The sequence below is a fragment of the Bacillus altitudinis 41KF2b genome (genome assembly GCF_000691145.1).
Lineage (GTDB): Bacteria > Bacillota > Bacilli > Bacillales > Bacillaceae > Bacillus > Bacillus altitudinis.
The window spans coordinates 91,127-108,527 of record NZ_ASJC01000008.1 but is presented as its reverse complement, the minus strand read 5'-3'; the positions used below and the strand labels follow the sequence as shown (position 1 = coordinate 108,527).

The 17,401-nt window shown below is 40.3% G+C and carries 16 protein-coding genes; 8 read left to right on the top strand and 8 right to left on the bottom strand.

The features are described from left to right. Positions 1-10: 10 nt before the first annotated feature. Both BA79_RS14190 and BA79_RS14185 read right to left on the bottom strand, forming a co-directional pair. Positions 11-2,797, bottom strand: a complete 2,787-nt coding sequence (locus BA79_RS14190) for an ATP-binding protein (RefSeq protein ID WP_035703459.1) — start codon at positions 2,795-2,797, stop codon at positions 11-13. Positions 2,798-2,813: 16 nt separating this feature from the next. Beyond that, complete coding sequence (locus BA79_RS14185; RefSeq protein ID WP_035703457.1) at positions 2,814-4,028, bottom strand: metallophosphoesterase family protein; 1,215 nt, start codon at positions 4,026-4,028, stop codon at positions 2,814-2,816. Between the two features lie 173 nt (positions 4,029-4,201). Between BA79_RS14185 and BA79_RS14180 the strand changes: the two genes are divergently transcribed. Next, on the top strand, positions 4,202-4,390 hold the full coding sequence (locus tag BA79_RS14180) for a YhzD family protein (protein ID WP_024719988.1): 189 nt from the start codon (positions 4,202-4,204) through the stop codon (positions 4,388-4,390). A gap of 35 nt (positions 4,391-4,425) precedes the next feature. Here the strand turns inward: BA79_RS14180 and BA79_RS14175 are convergent, their stop codons facing one another. Next, entirely contained in the window at positions 4,426-5,241 is an 816-nt protein-coding gene (locus tag BA79_RS14175) for an enoyl-CoA hydratase (RefSeq protein WP_081827003.1), read from the bottom strand. A gap of 135 nt (positions 5,242-5,376) precedes the next feature. Between BA79_RS14175 and BA79_RS14170 the strand changes: the two genes are divergently transcribed. The 3 genes from BA79_RS14170 to BA79_RS14160 all read left to right on the top strand — a co-directional run bounded on the left by BA79_RS14170 (position 5,377) and on the right by BA79_RS14160 (position 7,492). Further along, positions 5,377-5,703: a potassium:proton antiporter gene (locus BA79_RS14170; RefSeq protein ID WP_248596543.1), complete on the top strand. Its 327-nt coding sequence runs from the start codon at positions 5,377-5,379 to the stop codon at positions 5,701-5,703. Positions 5,704-5,767: 64 nt separating this feature from the next. Beyond that, the gene (locus BA79_RS14165) at positions 5,768-6,265 is read left to right on the top strand and encodes a cation:proton antiporter regulatory subunit (RefSeq protein WP_017366937.1); all 498 of its coding nucleotides are present in this window, start codon (positions 5,768-5,770) and stop codon (positions 6,263-6,265) included. A 3-nt stretch (positions 6,266-6,268) separates the two neighbouring features. Beyond that, positions 6,269-7,492 (top strand): cation:proton antiporter, encoded by a 1,224-nt coding sequence (locus tag BA79_RS14160; RefSeq protein ID WP_007497140.1) that lies wholly within the window; start codon positions 6,269-6,271, stop codon positions 7,490-7,492. A 32-nt stretch (positions 7,493-7,524) separates the two neighbouring features. Here the strand turns inward: BA79_RS14160 and BA79_RS14155 are convergent, their stop codons facing one another. The 5 genes from BA79_RS14155 to BA79_RS14135 all read right to left on the bottom strand — a co-directional run bounded on the left by BA79_RS14155 (position 7,525) and on the right by BA79_RS14135 (position 13,419). Continuing rightward, entirely contained in the window at positions 7,525-8,805 is a 1,281-nt protein-coding gene (locus BA79_RS14155) for a lysine N(6)-hydroxylase/L-ornithine N(5)-oxygenase family protein (RefSeq protein WP_035703452.1), read from the bottom strand. A gap of 75 nt (positions 8,806-8,880) precedes the next feature. Beyond that, the gene (locus tag BA79_RS14150; RefSeq protein ID WP_035703450.1) at positions 8,881-10,380 is read right to left on the bottom strand and encodes a coproporphyrinogen III oxidase; all 1,500 of its coding nucleotides are present in this window, start codon (positions 10,378-10,380) and stop codon (positions 8,881-8,883) included. Between the two features lie 113 nt (positions 10,381-10,493). Continuing rightward, positions 10,494-11,360, bottom strand: coding sequence for a Cof-type HAD-IIB family hydrolase (locus BA79_RS14145; RefSeq protein WP_008348923.1), 867 nt, complete (start codon positions 11,358-11,360; stop codon positions 10,494-10,496). Between the two features lie 446 nt (positions 11,361-11,806). Continuing rightward, on the bottom strand, positions 11,807-12,163 hold the full coding sequence (locus BA79_RS14140; protein WP_008348927.1) for a YlbF/YmcA family competence regulator: 357 nt from the start codon (positions 12,161-12,163) through the stop codon (positions 11,807-11,809). A 122-nt stretch (positions 12,164-12,285) separates the two neighbouring features. Next, positions 12,286-13,419: a DUF445 domain-containing protein gene (locus BA79_RS14135; protein WP_035703448.1), complete on the bottom strand. Its 1,134-nt coding sequence runs from the start codon at positions 13,417-13,419 to the stop codon at positions 12,286-12,288. Positions 13,420-13,633: 214 nt separating this feature from the next. Here BA79_RS14135 and BA79_RS14130 point away from each other — a divergent pair, with 214 nt between their 5' ends. The 4 genes from BA79_RS14130 to BA79_RS14115 all read left to right on the top strand — a co-directional run bounded on the left by BA79_RS14130 (position 13,634) and on the right by BA79_RS14115 (position 17,306). Beyond that, the gene (locus BA79_RS14130; RefSeq protein WP_035703445.1) at positions 13,634-14,740 is read left to right on the top strand and encodes a YheC/YheD family protein; all 1,107 of its coding nucleotides are present in this window, start codon (positions 13,634-13,636) and stop codon (positions 14,738-14,740) included. Next, positions 14,697-16,055, top strand: a complete 1,359-nt coding sequence (locus BA79_RS14125; protein ID WP_035703444.1) for a YheC/YheD family endospore coat-associated protein — start codon at positions 14,697-14,699, stop codon at positions 16,053-16,055. Before BA79_RS14130 ends, BA79_RS14125 begins: the two co-directional genes overlap by 44 nt. Positions 16,056-16,200: 145 nt before the next feature. Further along, positions 16,201-16,410, top strand: coding sequence for a YheE family protein (locus BA79_RS14120; protein WP_008348933.1), 210 nt, complete (start codon positions 16,201-16,203; stop codon positions 16,408-16,410). A 20-nt stretch (positions 16,411-16,430) separates the two neighbouring features. After that, entirely contained in the window at positions 16,431-17,306 is an 876-nt protein-coding gene (locus BA79_RS14115; RefSeq protein WP_008348935.1) for a helix-turn-helix domain-containing protein, read from the top strand. Positions 17,307-17,401: the final 95 nt, after the last annotated feature.

Sequence of the window (17,401 nt, the reverse complement as noted above, 5' to 3'; positions counted from 1 at the left end):
AATTTGTCAATCATTCCACTACTAAACTCGTAATCTGCCCGTCTTCCGCTGCTTGTTTCATATAATGATGACAAGTGAAATAAAACAGCTGTGTTTCAAAACGAGTGAGTTCATTCATCAGCTCCAGTACCCTTTCTAGACGGACATGATCAAAGTGAACGAAACTGTCATCCATCATAAATGGGAGCTGACAATCTTGCTGGTGGGACAAAGCAAGTGCAAAACGAATCGAGAGATAAATCTGCTCACATGTTGCTTGTGAAAGCTCCTCCGGGCGGAATAGGCGTCCATCCCTCCGTTTCACAATCAGCCGGTCATCTTCGGCAGAAAATAAAATCACTTCATATCGATCATTCGTTAACGGCTGAATAAATCGGGAAGCTGTTTGGAGGAGTGCTGGTAGCCTCGTTTCTTTATGCTCATTGAGTTTCTCTCGAATGACGGAACGAACGAGCTGAATAGCCGCCCATTTTTTCGCTAGGTGCTTTGCCTGCTCCTGCTCTACAGCAAGCTGATGAGTCAAATCAGACACCGTACCTGATGCTTCTATTTGGCGTATTTCTACTGCTAATTCTGCCAAGCGCTTTTTCATATTCGTCACATTCTCTTGCATGTCATTCAGACGTCTTTTTGCTTGTGCACACTGCTCCTCAAGGGTGCGCAAACCTTTACGGACAATGACCTCTTCCTCATCTACATAACCGCTTCTGTGCAGCTCTTGGTTCAGCTGCTGCAAATTGTACAGTCGCTCCCGGTATTCTTTGGATAGATGAGACAGGACATGATAATCTTCTTTTGACGCTGCTTCTACTTTTTGAAAAAGCTCGTCCGTTTGTTTTTTATAATATTGAACTTCTCCTTCTAATGTTGTCAGCTGCTGCTCTACATGTTGAATGGATACGTGCAATGTCTGACGTTCTTTTTCTCTTTTTTCCTCATCTTTCAATATCTCTTGAAAGGCTGAGATATTCTCTTGAATGGTCCCTTCTTTTCTTTGAAGGAGACTCATGAGCGCTGAAACTCTTTGCTCGTAGGTCGATTGCTGCTGTGTGAGCATCTCTATTTCCTTGTTAAGCGCCTCATATGCCGCTGTATTCGCTTTTAATTGTTTCAAGATATGGAAAGCTTCCACAAGGAATGAGAGCTCTGAGGACAAACCTAGCTGCCTTCTCATACCTTCTACTTGCTGCTGTACAGGTTCCAGTTCCCGCTCCCAGTCTTCATATTGCTGTATCATTCTTTCGTATAAAAGCTCCTTTTGCTTCACTAGCGTTTCAGCTGAAGCTGTTTGAACTTGAAAGGAATGATAGGCGTTACTGTCGTTTGCTTCCTTCATCTGAGTCTGTTTAAGCACTGGATAAATTGCGATCAAGATAAATACAGAAAATCCTGCAAACAGTAACGTCACCCAGCTCTCTGCTAAAACGAATAAGACCGTGAGAATGACAGCACATAGCACGAACATCAGCGGGAATAACCACACTCTGGAATGATTCTGTTTCACTGTAGCCCTTGTGCCCCTGACATCTTCTGCATCTTGCTGTTTAACGGGCTGCTCCTTTAATCCTTTTAGAGCGGTTTCCGCTTCTTCCAGCTCATGTCTTGCATGATCAAACCGGTCATCGAGCTGTGTTTTCCTATCCATTAAACGAACGTATTGGCTCACAGCCTCTTTTAATTCCCACTCAAAGTCAAGTGAATCATCCAGCTGGTCAAGCTTGATTGGACGATGCCACTTCAGCTTCGCTGATGCTTCTTCTATTTTTTGTTTCAAAGAATTCTGCTCTGTTTTCCCTTCTGCTAAGCGTTTCTTCAAAAGTTCAGCATCCGATGATTCAGCTATGACTCGCTTCATCTCCAATACCGTATCCTTGTCATAGAGTGGCTGAACTTGCGTGAGCGACGTTTGCAAATGATCTAATTTTTGTTTCAGTGCCGTCACTTGCGCCTTTTTTGGGTGAAGGTGTGATTCTAATTTATCAAGTTCATGCGCAGTTTCCGGTCTAAACCGTTTGACTCGTTCTGGATAACTAGCCAAATCTTTTTTTAACTCTATCTTGTTTTCTATCATAGGATAAAGTCGAATATGTTCCATCAAAAGCTGAATCTCTTCTTCAGTCTGTCTCATTTCATGCTGAAGCATTTCTACCTTCTCAGTTAATTCAGCTTGTTCTTTTTTCTTTTCGGTATAACGACTTTCTACCAATTTGGCCTGTTTCAACTTACCTGACAACTCTTTTACATGATCAAGCTGCTGATTTAATTCAGGCTTACGTCCATTGGGTTTAAAAAGCTGCTCCTGCTGTTTTAGCAGCCTGCTGTCCATTTTGGATGCCGCATCTGAGCCAAACAAACTTGAAAAGAGTAGAAATTCCCCTATTTGATCTTGATTTAATGCTTGTACATTTTGCAGGCCAAACACGTCAAAAGAATAGATCGATTGGTATAATCTGCGATCCGTTCCCTTTAACATCACATGTAGAAACGCTTCATCTTTCACTTCACCATTTGGCAGCAACACCTGAGCTTGGCCGCCATGATCAGATGTTCTTTCAATATGAATCACACCTAATTCCTCATCTAAACATGTAAGAGACCCGCCATAAAATGAGCCATGCTTTGGCTTATACATATGGCTTTTGGAAAAACCAAATAACATCGATTCAATAAACGCCTTCAATGTCGTTTTCCCCGATTCATTCAGGCCATAAACTAACTGAAAACCATCATCAGAAAAGTGGAAGGTTTGATTGGAAAATTTCCCGAAATTCGCAATATGGAGTGAACGTATTTTCATCATGCCTCTCCTTTTCTCATAAATGCTTCAGCTGTTCTGCCAGCAGCCTTTGTGCCTCTTCTTTAATATCGATCTCGTCCTCTTTTGTAAAAGCTCTTCCTGCCTTTCTATAGGTTGGATGACGCTTGATCGGTGAAAGCAGCTCATCATACGCATCAAACTCGGCAATTTCTGCTGTTAGTTCTGTCAAAAAAGAATCTTCTAGATAGACGGCATCTTCATGTGTCCGGCAGTCAATCGACATCACCCAAACAAACAAGTCTTCATCTTCCTCCTGTTCATGAAGAACAGCCATCAGCTCCTCAAGCACTTCAAGCTGCGTGAGCTCCATATAAGCAGGAGCATCGCCAGTTAGTTCGATTTTCACAAAATGAGGAACACCTCTCTCTTTCAGTCCACTCATCTTTTTGTCCACAAGTATCACAAGATCGGTCATATGAGCGGTATGTGTGATATCTATTGTCAATGTCTCAAAGATGACATCTGAACAGCTCATAAACTCTGCTCTTTGAGCATCTTCAGATAGGTAAACGACATAACAGCCTTTCTCTCCTGTTTCTTTTATATGTCTTCCTTGCACGTTTCCAGGATAGATCACCATTGGGTCTTCATGCAGAAGAGCCCGCTTATGAATATGTCCAAGCGCCCAATAATCAAAATCCCGCGCTAGAAGCTGCTGTAGCTGAAATGGTGCATACGCATCATGCCCTTCTTGACCTGCTAAAGTGCCGTGAAGCATTGCAATATGATAGGGGGCATCTGTTGTTTTTTCATAATAAGGTGTCATATTTTCATGGACAGCTCGCTCTTTGTAGCTGAACCCGTAAATACTTGCCACAAGCTGACCTTCTCTATAAAAGGCTTGCTCACTTGGCGTACTGCTCAAAAAAACGTGAACATTCTCTGGCCACTCAATTGGTGTCCATTCACCACCTAAATGATCATGATTACCATAAATAATAAACACTTCAATCCCGTGTGATTGTAGCTGAAGAAACTGATTTCTTAAAAAAAGCTGTGCTTTTAGGCTGCGATTCGATTCGTCAAATATATCTCCGCTCAGCAACATAAAGTCTACTTCTCGATCAATTGCAAGTTCAAACATGTTCTTGGCACTTTGAAATGTACTTTCTTTCAACCTCTTAAAAATTCGGTTCGGTATATTGGACATTCCCGCAAACGGACTATCTAAATGAAGATCTGCGGCATGAATAAAAGTGAGCTTCGTCAAACGTCTATCTCCTTGTACGTTACTGTAGTTGTCCATATTTTATCACGCCGTTTTTACGAATGCACGTTCTATCGCTCTCATTCTAAAAAACACATTTTTAGGGGTGAAAAAAGAGGTTTTAACTTCCTCCTTGTATAATTCATTAAAAAACAAGAAGAAAGGGAAGATCAGAGATGGAGAAAACCTACTATTTGACTGTATTTGATTCGTCAGGTGAAACCTTATTAAACGAAAAAATCACCACAGATAGTGATGAAAAAGCAAAAGAATTAGGACGTCATCGTTTAATCGAACAACAATACACAAAGCATTCTCACCGGCTCGTCAATGATGCAGGTAAACTGCTTTTATTTGAACGTTAAAAAAGCCGGCATCCGCCGGCCATTCATTCTTCTATTTAATGAAACACAGGACGTCTTTTTTCCAAAAACGCTTGAACACCCTCCTGATGATCACGGCTTTGTCTCAGTCTAGCTTGTGCAGCACGCTCTTTTTGAAGAACGGCTAACAGCTGTGATTCTGACTGCTGAAAATAAATCATCTTTGTTTCAACAAAGGCTTGAAGTGGCATATTTAAAAATGGCTTGACGCACGCTTTCTGATAAGTATCTACCTCATCTTGAAACACGCCGTCTGCAAGGCGAAGCTTGAGCGCTTCTTCAGCCGGCAGCTTTTGCCCGCTCCAAATCAATTGTTTAGCGGTTTGTTCACTAACTCTTTTGGTGAGGAAAAAATGCCCTCCGCCATCTGGGATTAACCCGATTCCATTAAAGTTCATGGCAAGTTTAGCATCTTGATGCATAAACAAATAGTCACAGCTAAGGGCAAAGCTAAAAGCAAGACCAGCCGCTGCCCCGTGGACAAGTGCAATCGTCACTTTTTTCATACTGGCTAAAGAAAGTGTAATTCCTTCGATCAAATCCATCACGCGATGAAAATCTTCTTCACGATCTTGCTTTAGCATCATGCCAATATCTCCGCCTGCTGAAAACCCTTTGCCCATCCCCTTGAGTACAACAATTTTCGCACTGCTCTCACTCGCTCTATCACACGCTTCCTTCAATTCAGCAAACATGTCAACATGAAACGAATTATACGCTTCAGGCCTATTGAAAACGATTTCAAAAATATCCCCGTCTACCTGACAATTGATATATGTCATCATCCATTCCCCCTCTTTCTTTTCAAGCTCATCACTTACTTCAATTTCCATCAAACAATTCCTTTTCCTCTACACAAAAAATTTCAAGATCAACTGATACTAAAATAAGCATAATTGTTGAAACGAGAAATATATTTTTATATAGTAAAATAAGAAATAAAACATCATATGAAAGGGGGAGAATGATTGATAAGAAGTTCCATATGTATATTGATTAGCTGCATCGTCATGTTTTCTCCCTTTTCAAATGTCGTTTTTGCTTCACAAGCAGAAGCGAGCACACTCAGCCTGATTTCTCCATCGATTTATGATGAAGAAATCAATGCTGTGAAGACACCTCCATTTTCAAAAAAACATGCCGCATCTCTTCTGTTAAAACAGAGGTTATCAATGGGCGCTTCAAAAGCTTTTCTTGTAAAGCTTGCACCAGCCACTGCGTTATCTATTGATTTATGTTTTTTAGAAATGAAGTGTGCAATCCCCATTATGTACCAATCAAATTACCTCGACTGATTCATTTTATTTCATCCGTACTCACTATATGAAAAACAAAACCTATCATATTCGGAGGGATAAAATGAACATTAAAGAAAATGATCTTCCTGGGATTGGAAAGAAATTTGAAATTGAAACGAGAAATAGAGAAAAGATGACGATTGTGATTCATGATGATGGCAGACGGGAGATTTATCGTTTCGACGATGAAGATCCAGATGAAGTACTGTCCACCATTTCTCTCGATGATGCTGAAGCCCGGCAAATTGCTGCCATTATTGGCGGTATGGTGTATAAGCCGCAAGCACTTGAAACGATTGAAATGGCGTTCAATGATTTGATCATTGAATGGTTTAAGGTAGAAAAAGACGCAAAAGCGGTTGGACATACACTCGGCGATTTAGATGTGAGACAAAATTATGAAGTCACCGTCATTGCGATCATTAAACATACAAATGAAAAATTACTCAACCCCGGTGCCGATTCGATAATTCAAGCAAATGATACGATGGTCATTTCAGGCGAAAGAAAACACTTGAAGCGATTGATACGTGATTTTCTTTCTAGAGGGGGAGAGTGATGAATGGATCATTTAGTCTTTGAAGTTGGAACGGCGCTTATTCTCATCGCCATTGCCAGCTTAATCGCCAATAAAATTAAATTTTCTATCATTCCTTTTCTCATTGTCCTCGGGATGATTGTTGGTCCGCATGCACCAACCATCGGGATCATTGATTTGAAGTTTATCGAGAGCACCGAGATTATTTCGTTTTTTGGTAGAATGGGTGTCCTGTTCCTTCTATTCTACCTCGGGCTTGAGTTCTCTGTCGGCAAACTCATAAAATCGGGTAAATCCATTGCAGTCGGCGGATCTATTTATATTTTGATCAACTTTAGCTTAGGATTGCTTTATGGGTTTATCACAGGCTTTGGATTCCTTGAAGTTCTCATTATGGCAGGCGTTATCACCATTTCATCCAGCGCCATTGTCGCCAAAGTCCTTGTCGATTTAAAACGGACAGCGAACCCTGAAACAGAGTTAATTCTTGGGATTATTATGTTTGAGGATATTTTTCTCGCCGTCTATTTATCTGTCGTATCCGGTCTTGTCCTTGGAGATGCCACGTCCGTTGGCGGTGCCTTATTATCTATTTTAATCGCTTTTGGTTACATGATGATTTTCTTTATCATCGCACGTAAGCTGCCAAAACTATTAAACAAACTATTCGATATCCGTTCAAATGAAGTATTTATCATTGTCATTTTTGCCGCTTTGTTCTTCGTGGCTGGTTTTTCAGAGACGATTCATGTCGCAGAGGCCATTGGCGCTCTCTTACTAGGTCTTGTGTTTTCAGAAACAGAGCACTCAGACCGCATTGAACATCTCGTTGTTCCTTTTAGAGATTTCTTTGGCGCCATGTTCTTCTTCAGCTTCGGATTGAGTATTGATCCATTTACATTAGGAGATGCCTTCTGGCTTGCGATCGGCGCTGTCATTCTCACCTTAATTGGGAACTTCACCGCCGGGATGTTTGCTGGAAGAAGAGCCGGTTTCTCTCATAAAGCTTCTTCTAATATTGGATTAACCATCGTATCAAGAGGAGAGTTTTCCATCATTGTAGCCGAACTTGGGATTGCAGGCGGGCTTGCCGCTACATTGAAGCCATTTGCTGCATTATATGTATTAATCCTTGCGATTTTAGGACCGCTAGTGACGAAAGAATCAAAGCGTATCTATCAAATCCTAAACAAAATCTTCAAATGGAAAACTGAAAAACCAAAAGTAAAAAGAGAAACAACCATTTAATTGAAAAGGGCCCTGTGCTGGGGCCCTTCTTTTTATATTAATTCAAATTGCTGAAATGCTGTTTCTTGCTTCACTTGTTCTTTCGTATCCCCGCGAATGGTTCGGATGACTTTCTGATTGCGGTAGATCGATAGTTTTAAATTGGTCGCCGCTGTTCCATGAGAGTGATCAAGGTTCGTGAATGTAAAGAAATGATGAGACCGTTTGTCTTTAAACACAAGCCTGAAGTCGTCTGTCACTTTAAAATGCTCATCGCTTTCCCATTCAATCAATGGTTCATATGCGCTAAACCATTCCGGAATATTAGGCGTATATCCTGTAGCCAATACCACATGATCGGCTGTCATTTTCTTTTCTTTCTTCAGTTGCCATTGTTTCAAATGCAGCTCTAACTGCTGCTCATCCTCCATATGTATCGCTTCAAGCTCAGTCATTGGCTGAATGAGTACAGAAGGCTCTTCTCCTGAAACGGAGCGATGGTACAATTCCTGATAAATACGAGAAAGCGTCGATGCATCTATGCCATTCCTTAATCCTGCCAGTCTAGGCAATGTGTTCATCCGTTCTTCATAAGGAAGGGAATGAAAATATTCAACATACTTAGGTGTAAATAGCTCCTGACCAAGCTCCGCTGTCTCTAGCTCTCTAAATTCACTTGAACGTGTAAACCACGAAAGCTGCTGTCCTTTCTTCTGATGCTGAAGCAGGTCTAAGAAAATTTCAGCTGCACTCTGACCTGAACCAATCACCGCCACCGTTTCAGCTTCATGAAGTTCTTTTTGTTGATCTACATAACGGCTGCTATGGGTCACATGCGGCAACGCAGCTTCTGGCACATCGACAGGAATCATCGGCTTGCTTCCAGTTCCAAGGACGACATGCTTTGCACGATATTCAGAAAGCGCCCCATCTTTCAACCGCCGAACTTTTACAAGATACCCGTCTTCACAGTCGGTCACTTCTTCCACCTTCATCCCGAACTGACAGCTATCTAATTCACCTGCAACCCATGATAAATACTCATTGAATTCTCTCCGGGGGATATCAAATTGTTCAAATGTATAAAATCGGTGAAGCCTGTTTGATTCATGTAAATAATTTAAAAATGTATACTTGCTCCTTGGATTAGCCATTGTCACAAGGTCCGCTAGAAAGGAAACTTGTAAGTCCGTTCCTTTGATGAGCATACCAGGATGCCAAGCAAATTCGGTTTCCTGTTCAAAAAAACAGCATGTCACATCTTCATACTCCTCTAATAAAGCGGCCAATCCTAAATTTGCTGGCCCAATCCCAATTCCGATCACATCCATCATATGTACACCTGCTTTATCTTTTTACCTCCTATATACCCTTTTACAAATGAAAAAAACACTGCGTCACCGCAGTGTTTACATGTGAGAAACAAATAATGACTCAAGAAACTGAATCTTCTCTTCCGTATAGTGCTCATAACGATCATTATAAGACTTTGGATCTTTTGGATTGGCATACTGCGTAATTTTTCCGGTTCGCGGATCAATGAATTTACTCGCAGCGCCGCATCCAATGCCAATGATCGTCTGCACCTCTTCCATAATGATAATATTATACAAACTTTCCTGTCCATCTAACGAATACCCGACATTTTCGAGATTCCCCAAAATGTTTTTTTGTCTGTATAAATAGTACGGATGATAGTCATGTGCCTTTGTCCAAGCAACCGCTTCATCCATCATACGTGTGATCTCTTCACGGTCTGCCACTTGATACTTTTCCTTATTGCGGGTCATTTCAGACGCTCTCTTAAAGGAAAGGGTATGCACCGTTAAAGATTCAGGCTTCAGTTCTTCTGTTTGCTGCAAGGAATGTTGGAATTCCTTTAGCCCTTCTCCTGGCAGCCCGATGATTAAGTCCATGTTAATATTATTCATACCATACTGCCTTGATAAATGATACTTTTCAATCGTTTCTTCCACACTATGGTGCCGGCCAATCGCTTTCAATGTTTCATTCTCATATGATTGCGGATTGATACTAATCCGGTCAATATGATAACGGTTGAGCACTTCCAGCTTATCAGGTGAAATCGTATCAGGTCGACCCGCTTCTACAGTGACTTCCCGAATATGTTTCACATCTGGAAAAGAGTGATACATCTCCTCATACAGCAAATCCATTTCTTCTGCTGTAATACTCGTTGGAGTACCTCCGCCAAAATAAACAGTCGTCACTTTAATCCCATGTTCCTTTAACCATTCGCCCATTTTTTGCATCTCATAATGCAGCCCAAAAAGAAACGTTCCCACTCTTCCAGCTTGTCCTTGAATGGCATAAGCAGGGAACGTGCAATAAGCACATTTTGTTGGACAGAAAGGAATACCGATATAAATACTCACTTCCTCCTGTAGATCGTACAGATCTGGAATGGCTTTGATTTGACGATCAACAATCTCCTGCATCAAATGGATCTTTTCATCATGAATCAAGTAATCGCGCTTTAACGCTGCATGTGCTTCTTCCTTTGTCATGCCTTCTCTCAGCATCTTATGAAGTAATTTCGTAGGGCGTATCCCCGTAAGAATCCCCCATTTTTGCGTCATTCCTGTATATTCCTGAAGCAGATGTAAATAAACAGACAGCACAGTGTTTTTGATTTGCTTCCAGCGCTCTTTATCGTTCAAGCCCTCTGGCATCTCTCTTGTAAAACAACTCGTCATATCTGATCCAGCAATATGGCCAGAAGCCTCCACCCTACCATGGGTTTCTTTCCAATCAAACACCATCACTAGGCCATCATCCACTTCACCGGAATCAAACAGCACTTCACTATCTTCTTCGAATAAATTGGCTATATTGACAAGCGGTCGATGAAATCGTTCATCAGACAGCCCTTTAACTAAAATTCGCATCGTATCACCTTTATCTTCAAACTTGTTTCATTTTACAAAATTCATCTAGGAAAAGCAATGAAGAGAACAGAAGAAGACCCTGCCATTTCTTAATAGACAGGGCCTTCACTGTATTATCGTTTAATATCAAATTGATGTAAAAAACCTTCCCTTTGCTGCATTCTAAAGTATTCTTTGATCATATAAGCAACACCCTGTTCATCATGAGAACGTGTCACCCAATCGGCTTTACGTTTGACCGAATGAGGTGCATTCCCCATCGCAACGCCTAAGCCAGCTAACTCAAGCATCGGGATGTCGTCTGTCCCGTGACCGATCACGACCGTATCTTCTAATGTAAAACCTAGTGCTGAAGTTAAAAGAGAAAGTCCTGCTTCTTTCGATACCCCTTTGCATACAATGTTCATTTTCTCATCACTGATCTTAATCAGATCCACAGATGGGAATGCTTGTTGAATGGTTGTGTGGATTTCAGGCTGAAGTGCTGCCGTCGAATACACTTCAATGACAGGTGTGCTAACCGGTTCATCCATGAGCATATCACTTAATGATTCAACAAATTGAACGGGATAGAAAATGGGATCAGACGGATGAATCAACGTTTTTCCCATCAGTTGAGACTGTGTTTTTTTCCGATTGCCGATTGAGAATTTTTCATGTAACAAGCGAACATTACAATCAAAGCTTTCAAGGATCTGCACAAGATTAAATGTTTTCTCTTCCGTTAATTTCTTCACATGGAGCGGCTCATCAAGCTTATCAGCGATAAATGCACCACTATGCGTCACAAGAGTTGAAGTTGGTATTTTCAACGCCTTGGCAATTTTTTGTGCAGATCGAAAATGACGGTTGGTGACAATCGTCACGTAAACCCCTTTTTTCTTAACATATTCCACAGCTTCTTTTGTAGCGGAATGGATTTTCCCATTGGAACGAAGCAACGTTCCATCTATATTGAGTGCAAGTAGCTTTTTTGACACTGAGGCATCCCCCTTCTTGATGACTGTACTTACGATGAGGATATGCCCTAGCTTAGCGCTTTAGAACATGCAGTTGAAGCAGCCCTTGTTTTATGCCTCAATCGCAAATAAAAAAAGCCTACCCCTAGGCTTTTTTTTATGTATGGTTTGGATGCGTAACAATGGCGTGATGAAGCTCCCCATGATCCCCTCATCTTTCACACACCAAAGCATTGCTTATATCATATCCCCTTATGCTTTGCTTTTCTCCCAGAAGCGCTTCTCTCTCATTTGACTCATCGCCGTAAATCCAAAGTGGAACGCACCCAATTCATCACGATAGCGCTTTTTGAAAGCACTTTCAATAAGTATTATCGCAGAATTTACGAGCTTCGACAACCCTTTTTTTAAAGATATACAAGCGGCGATATGAATGAAAAAAAGGGCGAATATGATCGCCCTTTCAATTAATTTTCTTCTGTATTTCCATAAAGCTCTTCAAGAGGCTTCATGATAATTTTATTTAATTCACCGATGAGAACACTTACGCGTTGTTCTGCTTCCATCAACTGAGAGATTTTATCGTGCTGCTGCACAAGTGCAACCGTTTTTTGCGCTTGCTCTACTTCTTCTTGTGTAATCTCTTGCCCAGTCATTTGTTTTTGTTGAAGGTTTACTTGAATGTCACGGAAGTTCTCAAACATTCTTTTAGAGGACTCATCCCCGTTTACCTCATCATAAAGATTTCTTAACGCTGAATATTCTTCGCTATGACGCAGTGCTTTTTCAAGGTCATATGCAACATCATAAAGATTTACAGACATGTTATGTCTCCTTTCTATCCGTTATCACCGATATGGATCGGCGGACACCACTCCACTATAACAAACTATGGCTTTCGTTTCACATATATACAATAAATTCATCGAAATTTCTCGATCTTGCCTTAGAATAAGGTGACAAAAATCGCTTGGACAGCACCGATCAATCCACCTAAAAGACCGCCTAAAAATGTGATCATCTTCAGCTCCTTATTAGATATGCTGATCACAAGCTCTTCCATTTTTTCAAGCGGGAAAAGTTCAATTTGTTCACGAATAATTTCTTCAAATTGGAGCTTTGCGAGCAGTCCCTCAAGCGCATTAGATGCGGCTTCAATCCCTTTATCAATGAGAGATGGAGCAAATTTGGTCTTAAGATCATCCGCTACTGCACTGATGTAAACTCCTACTGGTCTATCTAACAGCACCTTTGTAGAAAAATGTGAAAGCAATTGCTTTTTCACACTAAATAGAAGCTCTTTCACATTCCATTTTTCATCAAGCTCATGTAAAGAAAATTGCTTTACCTTGTCCCATTCTTGAACAAGTAGATCTGATAAAAACCTTTTTGTCTCTGCATTCTTTAAGAACTTCATCATTTCAGGATGCACGCGATCAATTAAGCTTGAATTCCCTAAAAACATTTGGACCATACTGCCAAGCATTCCTCGTTCTTTTAAGAAATCATCTATCATATGACCGAGTCTTGCTTTTCCCTCATCACTTTCAAAGTAATGAATGCCTCTCTTTAAAATATAATCTGCGGCATCTGGAATTTTGGATGCAAGCTTATTTTCTACATCCTGTGGTAGCAGCTCAGAAAACGTTTGCTGATCATACTTTTCAAGCAGTGAGTGGAGCTTATGATCAGTCCACTGATGAAGCCATGCGTCAGCTTTAACGTCAGCCTGTGAAAAACCGTATTTTTTTAACATAGAGAAAACCGTCATTTCCATATCAGCACCTTTATCAATATATCGGTGCACTGCCTGCAATATCTCTTGCTTTGCCTCTGATGATTCAAATCGTTTTTTAATACCCTCTGGCGTTAGTAAATGCTCCATCACCATGACGCCAACCTGCTTGGCTACTTCATCTCTTCTTTTAGGAATAAGACCCGGTGTAAATGGGAGCTGCTTCCCAAATAAATAATATGGCTTATACGGACGAAAAAGCATTTTAATTGCGAGATGGTTTGTTGCTGCCCCTATCACTGCACCTATCACAATCATAAAGATAAACGTTGTGAATATATCCAAAGTCGTCATCTACCTTTCAAACAACACCTGAAGTTTATTGTTTTTATCTATACGTATTATAGTTGTTGTCAAGAGTCCAAGCAAATGAAGCATTCAATGTGACATATGAGACAACGATCTGTCGTAATGATATAGGAACGCCAAGTTTATGTAAAATCAACAAAAAGTGTTTTTCAGATGTTAAAAAATGAATTTGAAAAGTAGGTGTTGTTTCATGATGTCAACGCTAGGCATTGTCACTCTTTCTCCGAAGCATGAAGAAGCATTCACACATCAGCTTGCCAAAGCAGCCTCTTCTTTTGAATTAGAAGTTGTTCGTTTTTCACCTCTAGATTTAAAGCCTGCTTCAAATGTCATTCACGGTCAAAAATTTAAGACTGGCAAAGGATTTGAAGCGTCAGAATTTCAGATTCCTGACTTGATTTATGATCGTTGTCTTTATCAGCATGACGCACAATCTAAAAAAGCAAAACCTATCATGAATTGGTTAAAAAAGTATCCAAAAACCGTTTTTTTGAATACTGGAATTTCAAATAAAATGCGGCTATTCGAGCAGCTCCGTCTCCTCCCTTCTTTACAACCATACTTACCTGTCTGCTCTCTATTGACAGAGCCTTCAGACCTTCTCAACTTGGTCAGAAAGGGCGGATATTGTAAAATACAGCCGCTTTCTCAACAGCACGCAGCACCCTCTTGCTTCATTTCTTTAAGAGACAAATCACTCATTACTGTGCAGCTAAACGCTAAGCAAATCATCACCTTTTCACATTCAGAAGAGGTTGAGCGTTGGTGCAAAAAGTATATCGGCCGATCTTTCCTTCAATTTTTTAACACGAATGATCAAAAAGACGTTATTTTCAATGAAATTAGGATTTTTCTTATAAAAAATTCACAAAACCAATGGAATAGCATGGGGATTCATACAAAACCATCAGTAGAAAACAGCCTTTTAAGCAATACACAAAATTCCATTCATGTGGTAGCCTTTGATCACTACTTAAACTCATTAAAGCCACACATCAAAGAGCTGCTGTTAGATGATATTGCCTCCATTCAGTCATCTCTTCCAGCGTTTATAGACAAAACTTTCTCACCGTGTATTGAATTCGCTATAGACTTGCTTCATACAAATGAAGGCAGACTTTTCATCTCAAATGTAAGATCAAAGCCAGGACGATCCTCTTTTTTAAAAGCTTACCCTGAGAGGGAGAATCAATTGATTCAGACCATACTTGAACATGCCAAATCGATGATGGCTGAAGAAAAGGAGGTTCCTTATGAAGAGAAAACGCTACATCATCGCTCCTCATTCAGCAAGTGAAAAAACAGTACATCTCCCTGCTCAGTTTAAAGAGCAGGAGGCAATTTTATCTATTGCTTTAGGTTCTTGTTTAGTAGATGATTTCACCATTTCCTATCATCATCAATCACAAAGGATTTTATTATCAGAAGACCTTTATCGCACTTTACTCATTCCATACAAAACGAAAGCTGATGTCATATTAGTTCAACATACACTCTATATAGGACCTCTCATCGGCATTTTCACTGCAGGATTCGAACAAAATACAGCACCTTTAGGCGCAAGATCTTCCTATTTTATAAAACTGCTGCAATCTTGCAGGCAGCATGCTGGTTTTGCATATCTTTTTGGTACTCATTCGATCGATTGGGATAAAGGAATAGTAGACGGTTTGCTTTACCAAGAGGAGCGCTGGGTAAAAAAGCAGATGCCCCTCCCATCCGTTGTTTATGACCGGCTGCCTAATAGAAAGGCTGCTCAGTCGGCATTCATTCAAGAAACAAAACGAAAACTCACTCAAGACTACGATATCCCTTGGTTCAACCCTTATTTTTTTAATAAATGGGACATTCATGAACAGCTATTAACAGATGAAAAAACAAGCTCTTTCTTACCACATTCCATACGATTAGATCCTGTTGATGCTTTAAATAAAATAGAAACACTCCTTCATCTGCATCATGTCATTTATTTAAAACCAACAAACGGCAGTCACGGAGACGGTATTTATCAGTTAAAGAAGACGGAAAACGGGATCACTGTCTGCTCAAATAAAGGGAAATGCACTTCATATCATTCCGTAGATCATTTCGTGAAAAAACTGCGGGAAGATTGTGCAATTCACGACTTGATTGCACAACAAGGCATTGAGCTTCTTCAAATAGACAATCAACCACTGGATTTTAGAATTCATACGAATAAAAATAAGTATGGTCATTGGACTGTTACAGCCGCTGCTGGAAAAGTTTCAGGAGATCACACTGTCACAACCCATCAACTGCATGGTGGTTCAGTAAAAACACTGTATGATATCTTTCCTGATGCAGAGAAACGTTTGAAGGTTTTGCAAGAGCTCTCTGATACTGCCCTCGCACTTAGTCGTGTGATAGATGAAAAAATGCCCGGTCTGATTGGCGAAATTGGTTTTGACTTAGGTATTGATCACTTAGGTGCTATCTGGATGTTTGAAGCCAATTCTCGTCCAGGCCGCGAGATTTTTCTACATGCACCATTGAAAAACTCAGAATGGCTGATTGGGAAAAGAATCGTTGAATACGCATCTTACCTAACACAAATGGCTCTTACTCCTATAGACCATGCAAACGCCTACTGATGATTTCTTTTCATGTCTCTGAAATCTGTGCTTTCCCTATGCTCTTTTCATCAGATGAGATACAATAAAACCAAGTTCAAGGTTGTTTCCGTATTGTCGTGTGTATTTATTGTTTCATCAATAAAAGCAAGGAGGCAATGATGATATGATTTCTCATTTTCAATGGAAACCTCTCTTTAAAAAAGCGCAATTACCTGGTTGGAAAATATCCTTTTTTCATAATGGTTCACACTATGAAGGCATTTATCACAAAACGGGTGATATTGAATGGGGCTCTCAGCTTCCGCCTCATGAAGTTGAACCAACCTTAAAAGAAGAAATCCACGAATTAATGCTATTCCATGTGTATGATTAAACTGTTTAAGGAGCCTCGCCATGTTAGAAAAGCTAAAACTTGTTTACGGACACCATATCATCAGTTCACCAACAAATGATAAACAAACTCTCTGGTATCAAACAGACGAAGGCGAAATATTCGGAGTAAACAAAACGGAGCTAACAGAAAGGGAAACGCTTCTTCTCAATTCATTCCTCACACCAATTGATGTACCTCATACGCAGGAAACGGAAGAAGAACAGAAATGGTACAGCTATCTCTTTGAAAACAAATCAATCACCATCGATCACTCCGTCCGTGTTCATTTTTTTAAAATGGATCACCAAGCAGAACAAAGGCAGCAAATAAAAGAGGCTGTGAACAGCAGCCTCGAACATATTCATTTCATATGGACAGGCACTGAAACAGCTATGCTCATTCAAACAAACGCTACATCAGAAAATGGTCAACTTGAACAGCTACATGATTTGTCTCAAGCCATCACAAGTGATTTTTTAACAGACGTTGTCTTCATGCAAGGACAGCTGCATTTGCCGAATGGAAATTTAAAAATGAGATTATTAAATGAACATCAGCTCTTTTTATGGCATCTGAAGCAAGGAAAACTTAGGTCAGGGGTTGCAACATTTTATCAATGTCTACCTGCTTTCATTCGCCATGATACAGACATGGTTTCTGCCGCTATTTCAGATGCATTTATAGAAACAATCTTTGATCGGGACGTTTACCGGACTCTCACGACCTATATGCAGTGTAATTTAAATGCATCGCAGGCAGCAAAAGCTTTATATGTTCATCGAAACAGCCTTCAGTATCGGATTGATAAATTTATTGAACGGACAGGACTAGATATACGGCATTTTCAAGAAGCGTCAGCTGCCTATTTCATGATGAATCTTCTCGATCTTTCTTAAATGATCCTATCATGAGCACCTTGCCTAAAAATGAAAATAAGATGTTGTGCACGTTGTCCATTTACAGACACCCTTCCTTTTTATACACTTCATTT

Coding starts and splice junctions, on each gene's coding strand:
- BA79_RS14190 (WP_035703459.1), bottom strand. CDS start 2,797: ATGAAAATACGTTCACTCCATATTGCGAATTTCGGGAAATTTTCCAAT.
- BA79_RS14180 (WP_024719988.1), top strand. CDS start 4,202: ATGGAGAAAACCTACTATTTGACTGTATTTGATTCGTCAGGTGAAACC.
- BA79_RS14175 (WP_081827003.1), bottom strand. CDS start 5,241: ATGGAAATTGAAGTAAGTGATGAGCTTGAAAAGAAAGAGGGGGAATGG.
- BA79_RS14165 (WP_017366937.1), top strand. CDS start 5,768: ATGAACATTAAAGAAAATGATCTTCCTGGGATTGGAAAGAAATTTGAA.
- BA79_RS14160 (WP_007497140.1), top strand. CDS start 6,269: ATGGATCATTTAGTCTTTGAAGTTGGAACGGCGCTTATTCTCATCGCC.
- BA79_RS14155 (WP_035703452.1), bottom strand. CDS start 8,805: ATGATGGATGTGATCGGAATTGGGATTGGGCCAGCAAATTTAGGATTG.
- BA79_RS14150 (WP_035703450.1), bottom strand. CDS start 10,380: ATGCGAATTTTAGTTAAAGGGCTGTCTGATGAACGATTTCATCGACCG.
- BA79_RS14140 (WP_008348927.1), bottom strand. CDS start 12,163: ATGTCTGTAAATCTTTATGATGTTGCATATGACCTTGAAAAAGCACTG.
- BA79_RS14130 (WP_035703445.1), top strand. CDS start 13,634: ATGATGTCAACGCTAGGCATTGTCACTCTTTCTCCGAAGCATGAAGAA.
- BA79_RS14125 (WP_035703444.1), top strand. CDS start 14,697: ATGAAGAGAAAACGCTACATCATCGCTCCTCATTCAGCAAGTGAAAAA.
- BA79_RS14120 (WP_008348933.1), top strand. CDS start 16,201: ATGATTTCTCATTTTCAATGGAAACCTCTCTTTAAAAAAGCGCAATTA.
- BA79_RS14115 (WP_008348935.1), top strand. CDS start 16,431: ATGTTAGAAAAGCTAAAACTTGTTTACGGACACCATATCATCAGTTCA.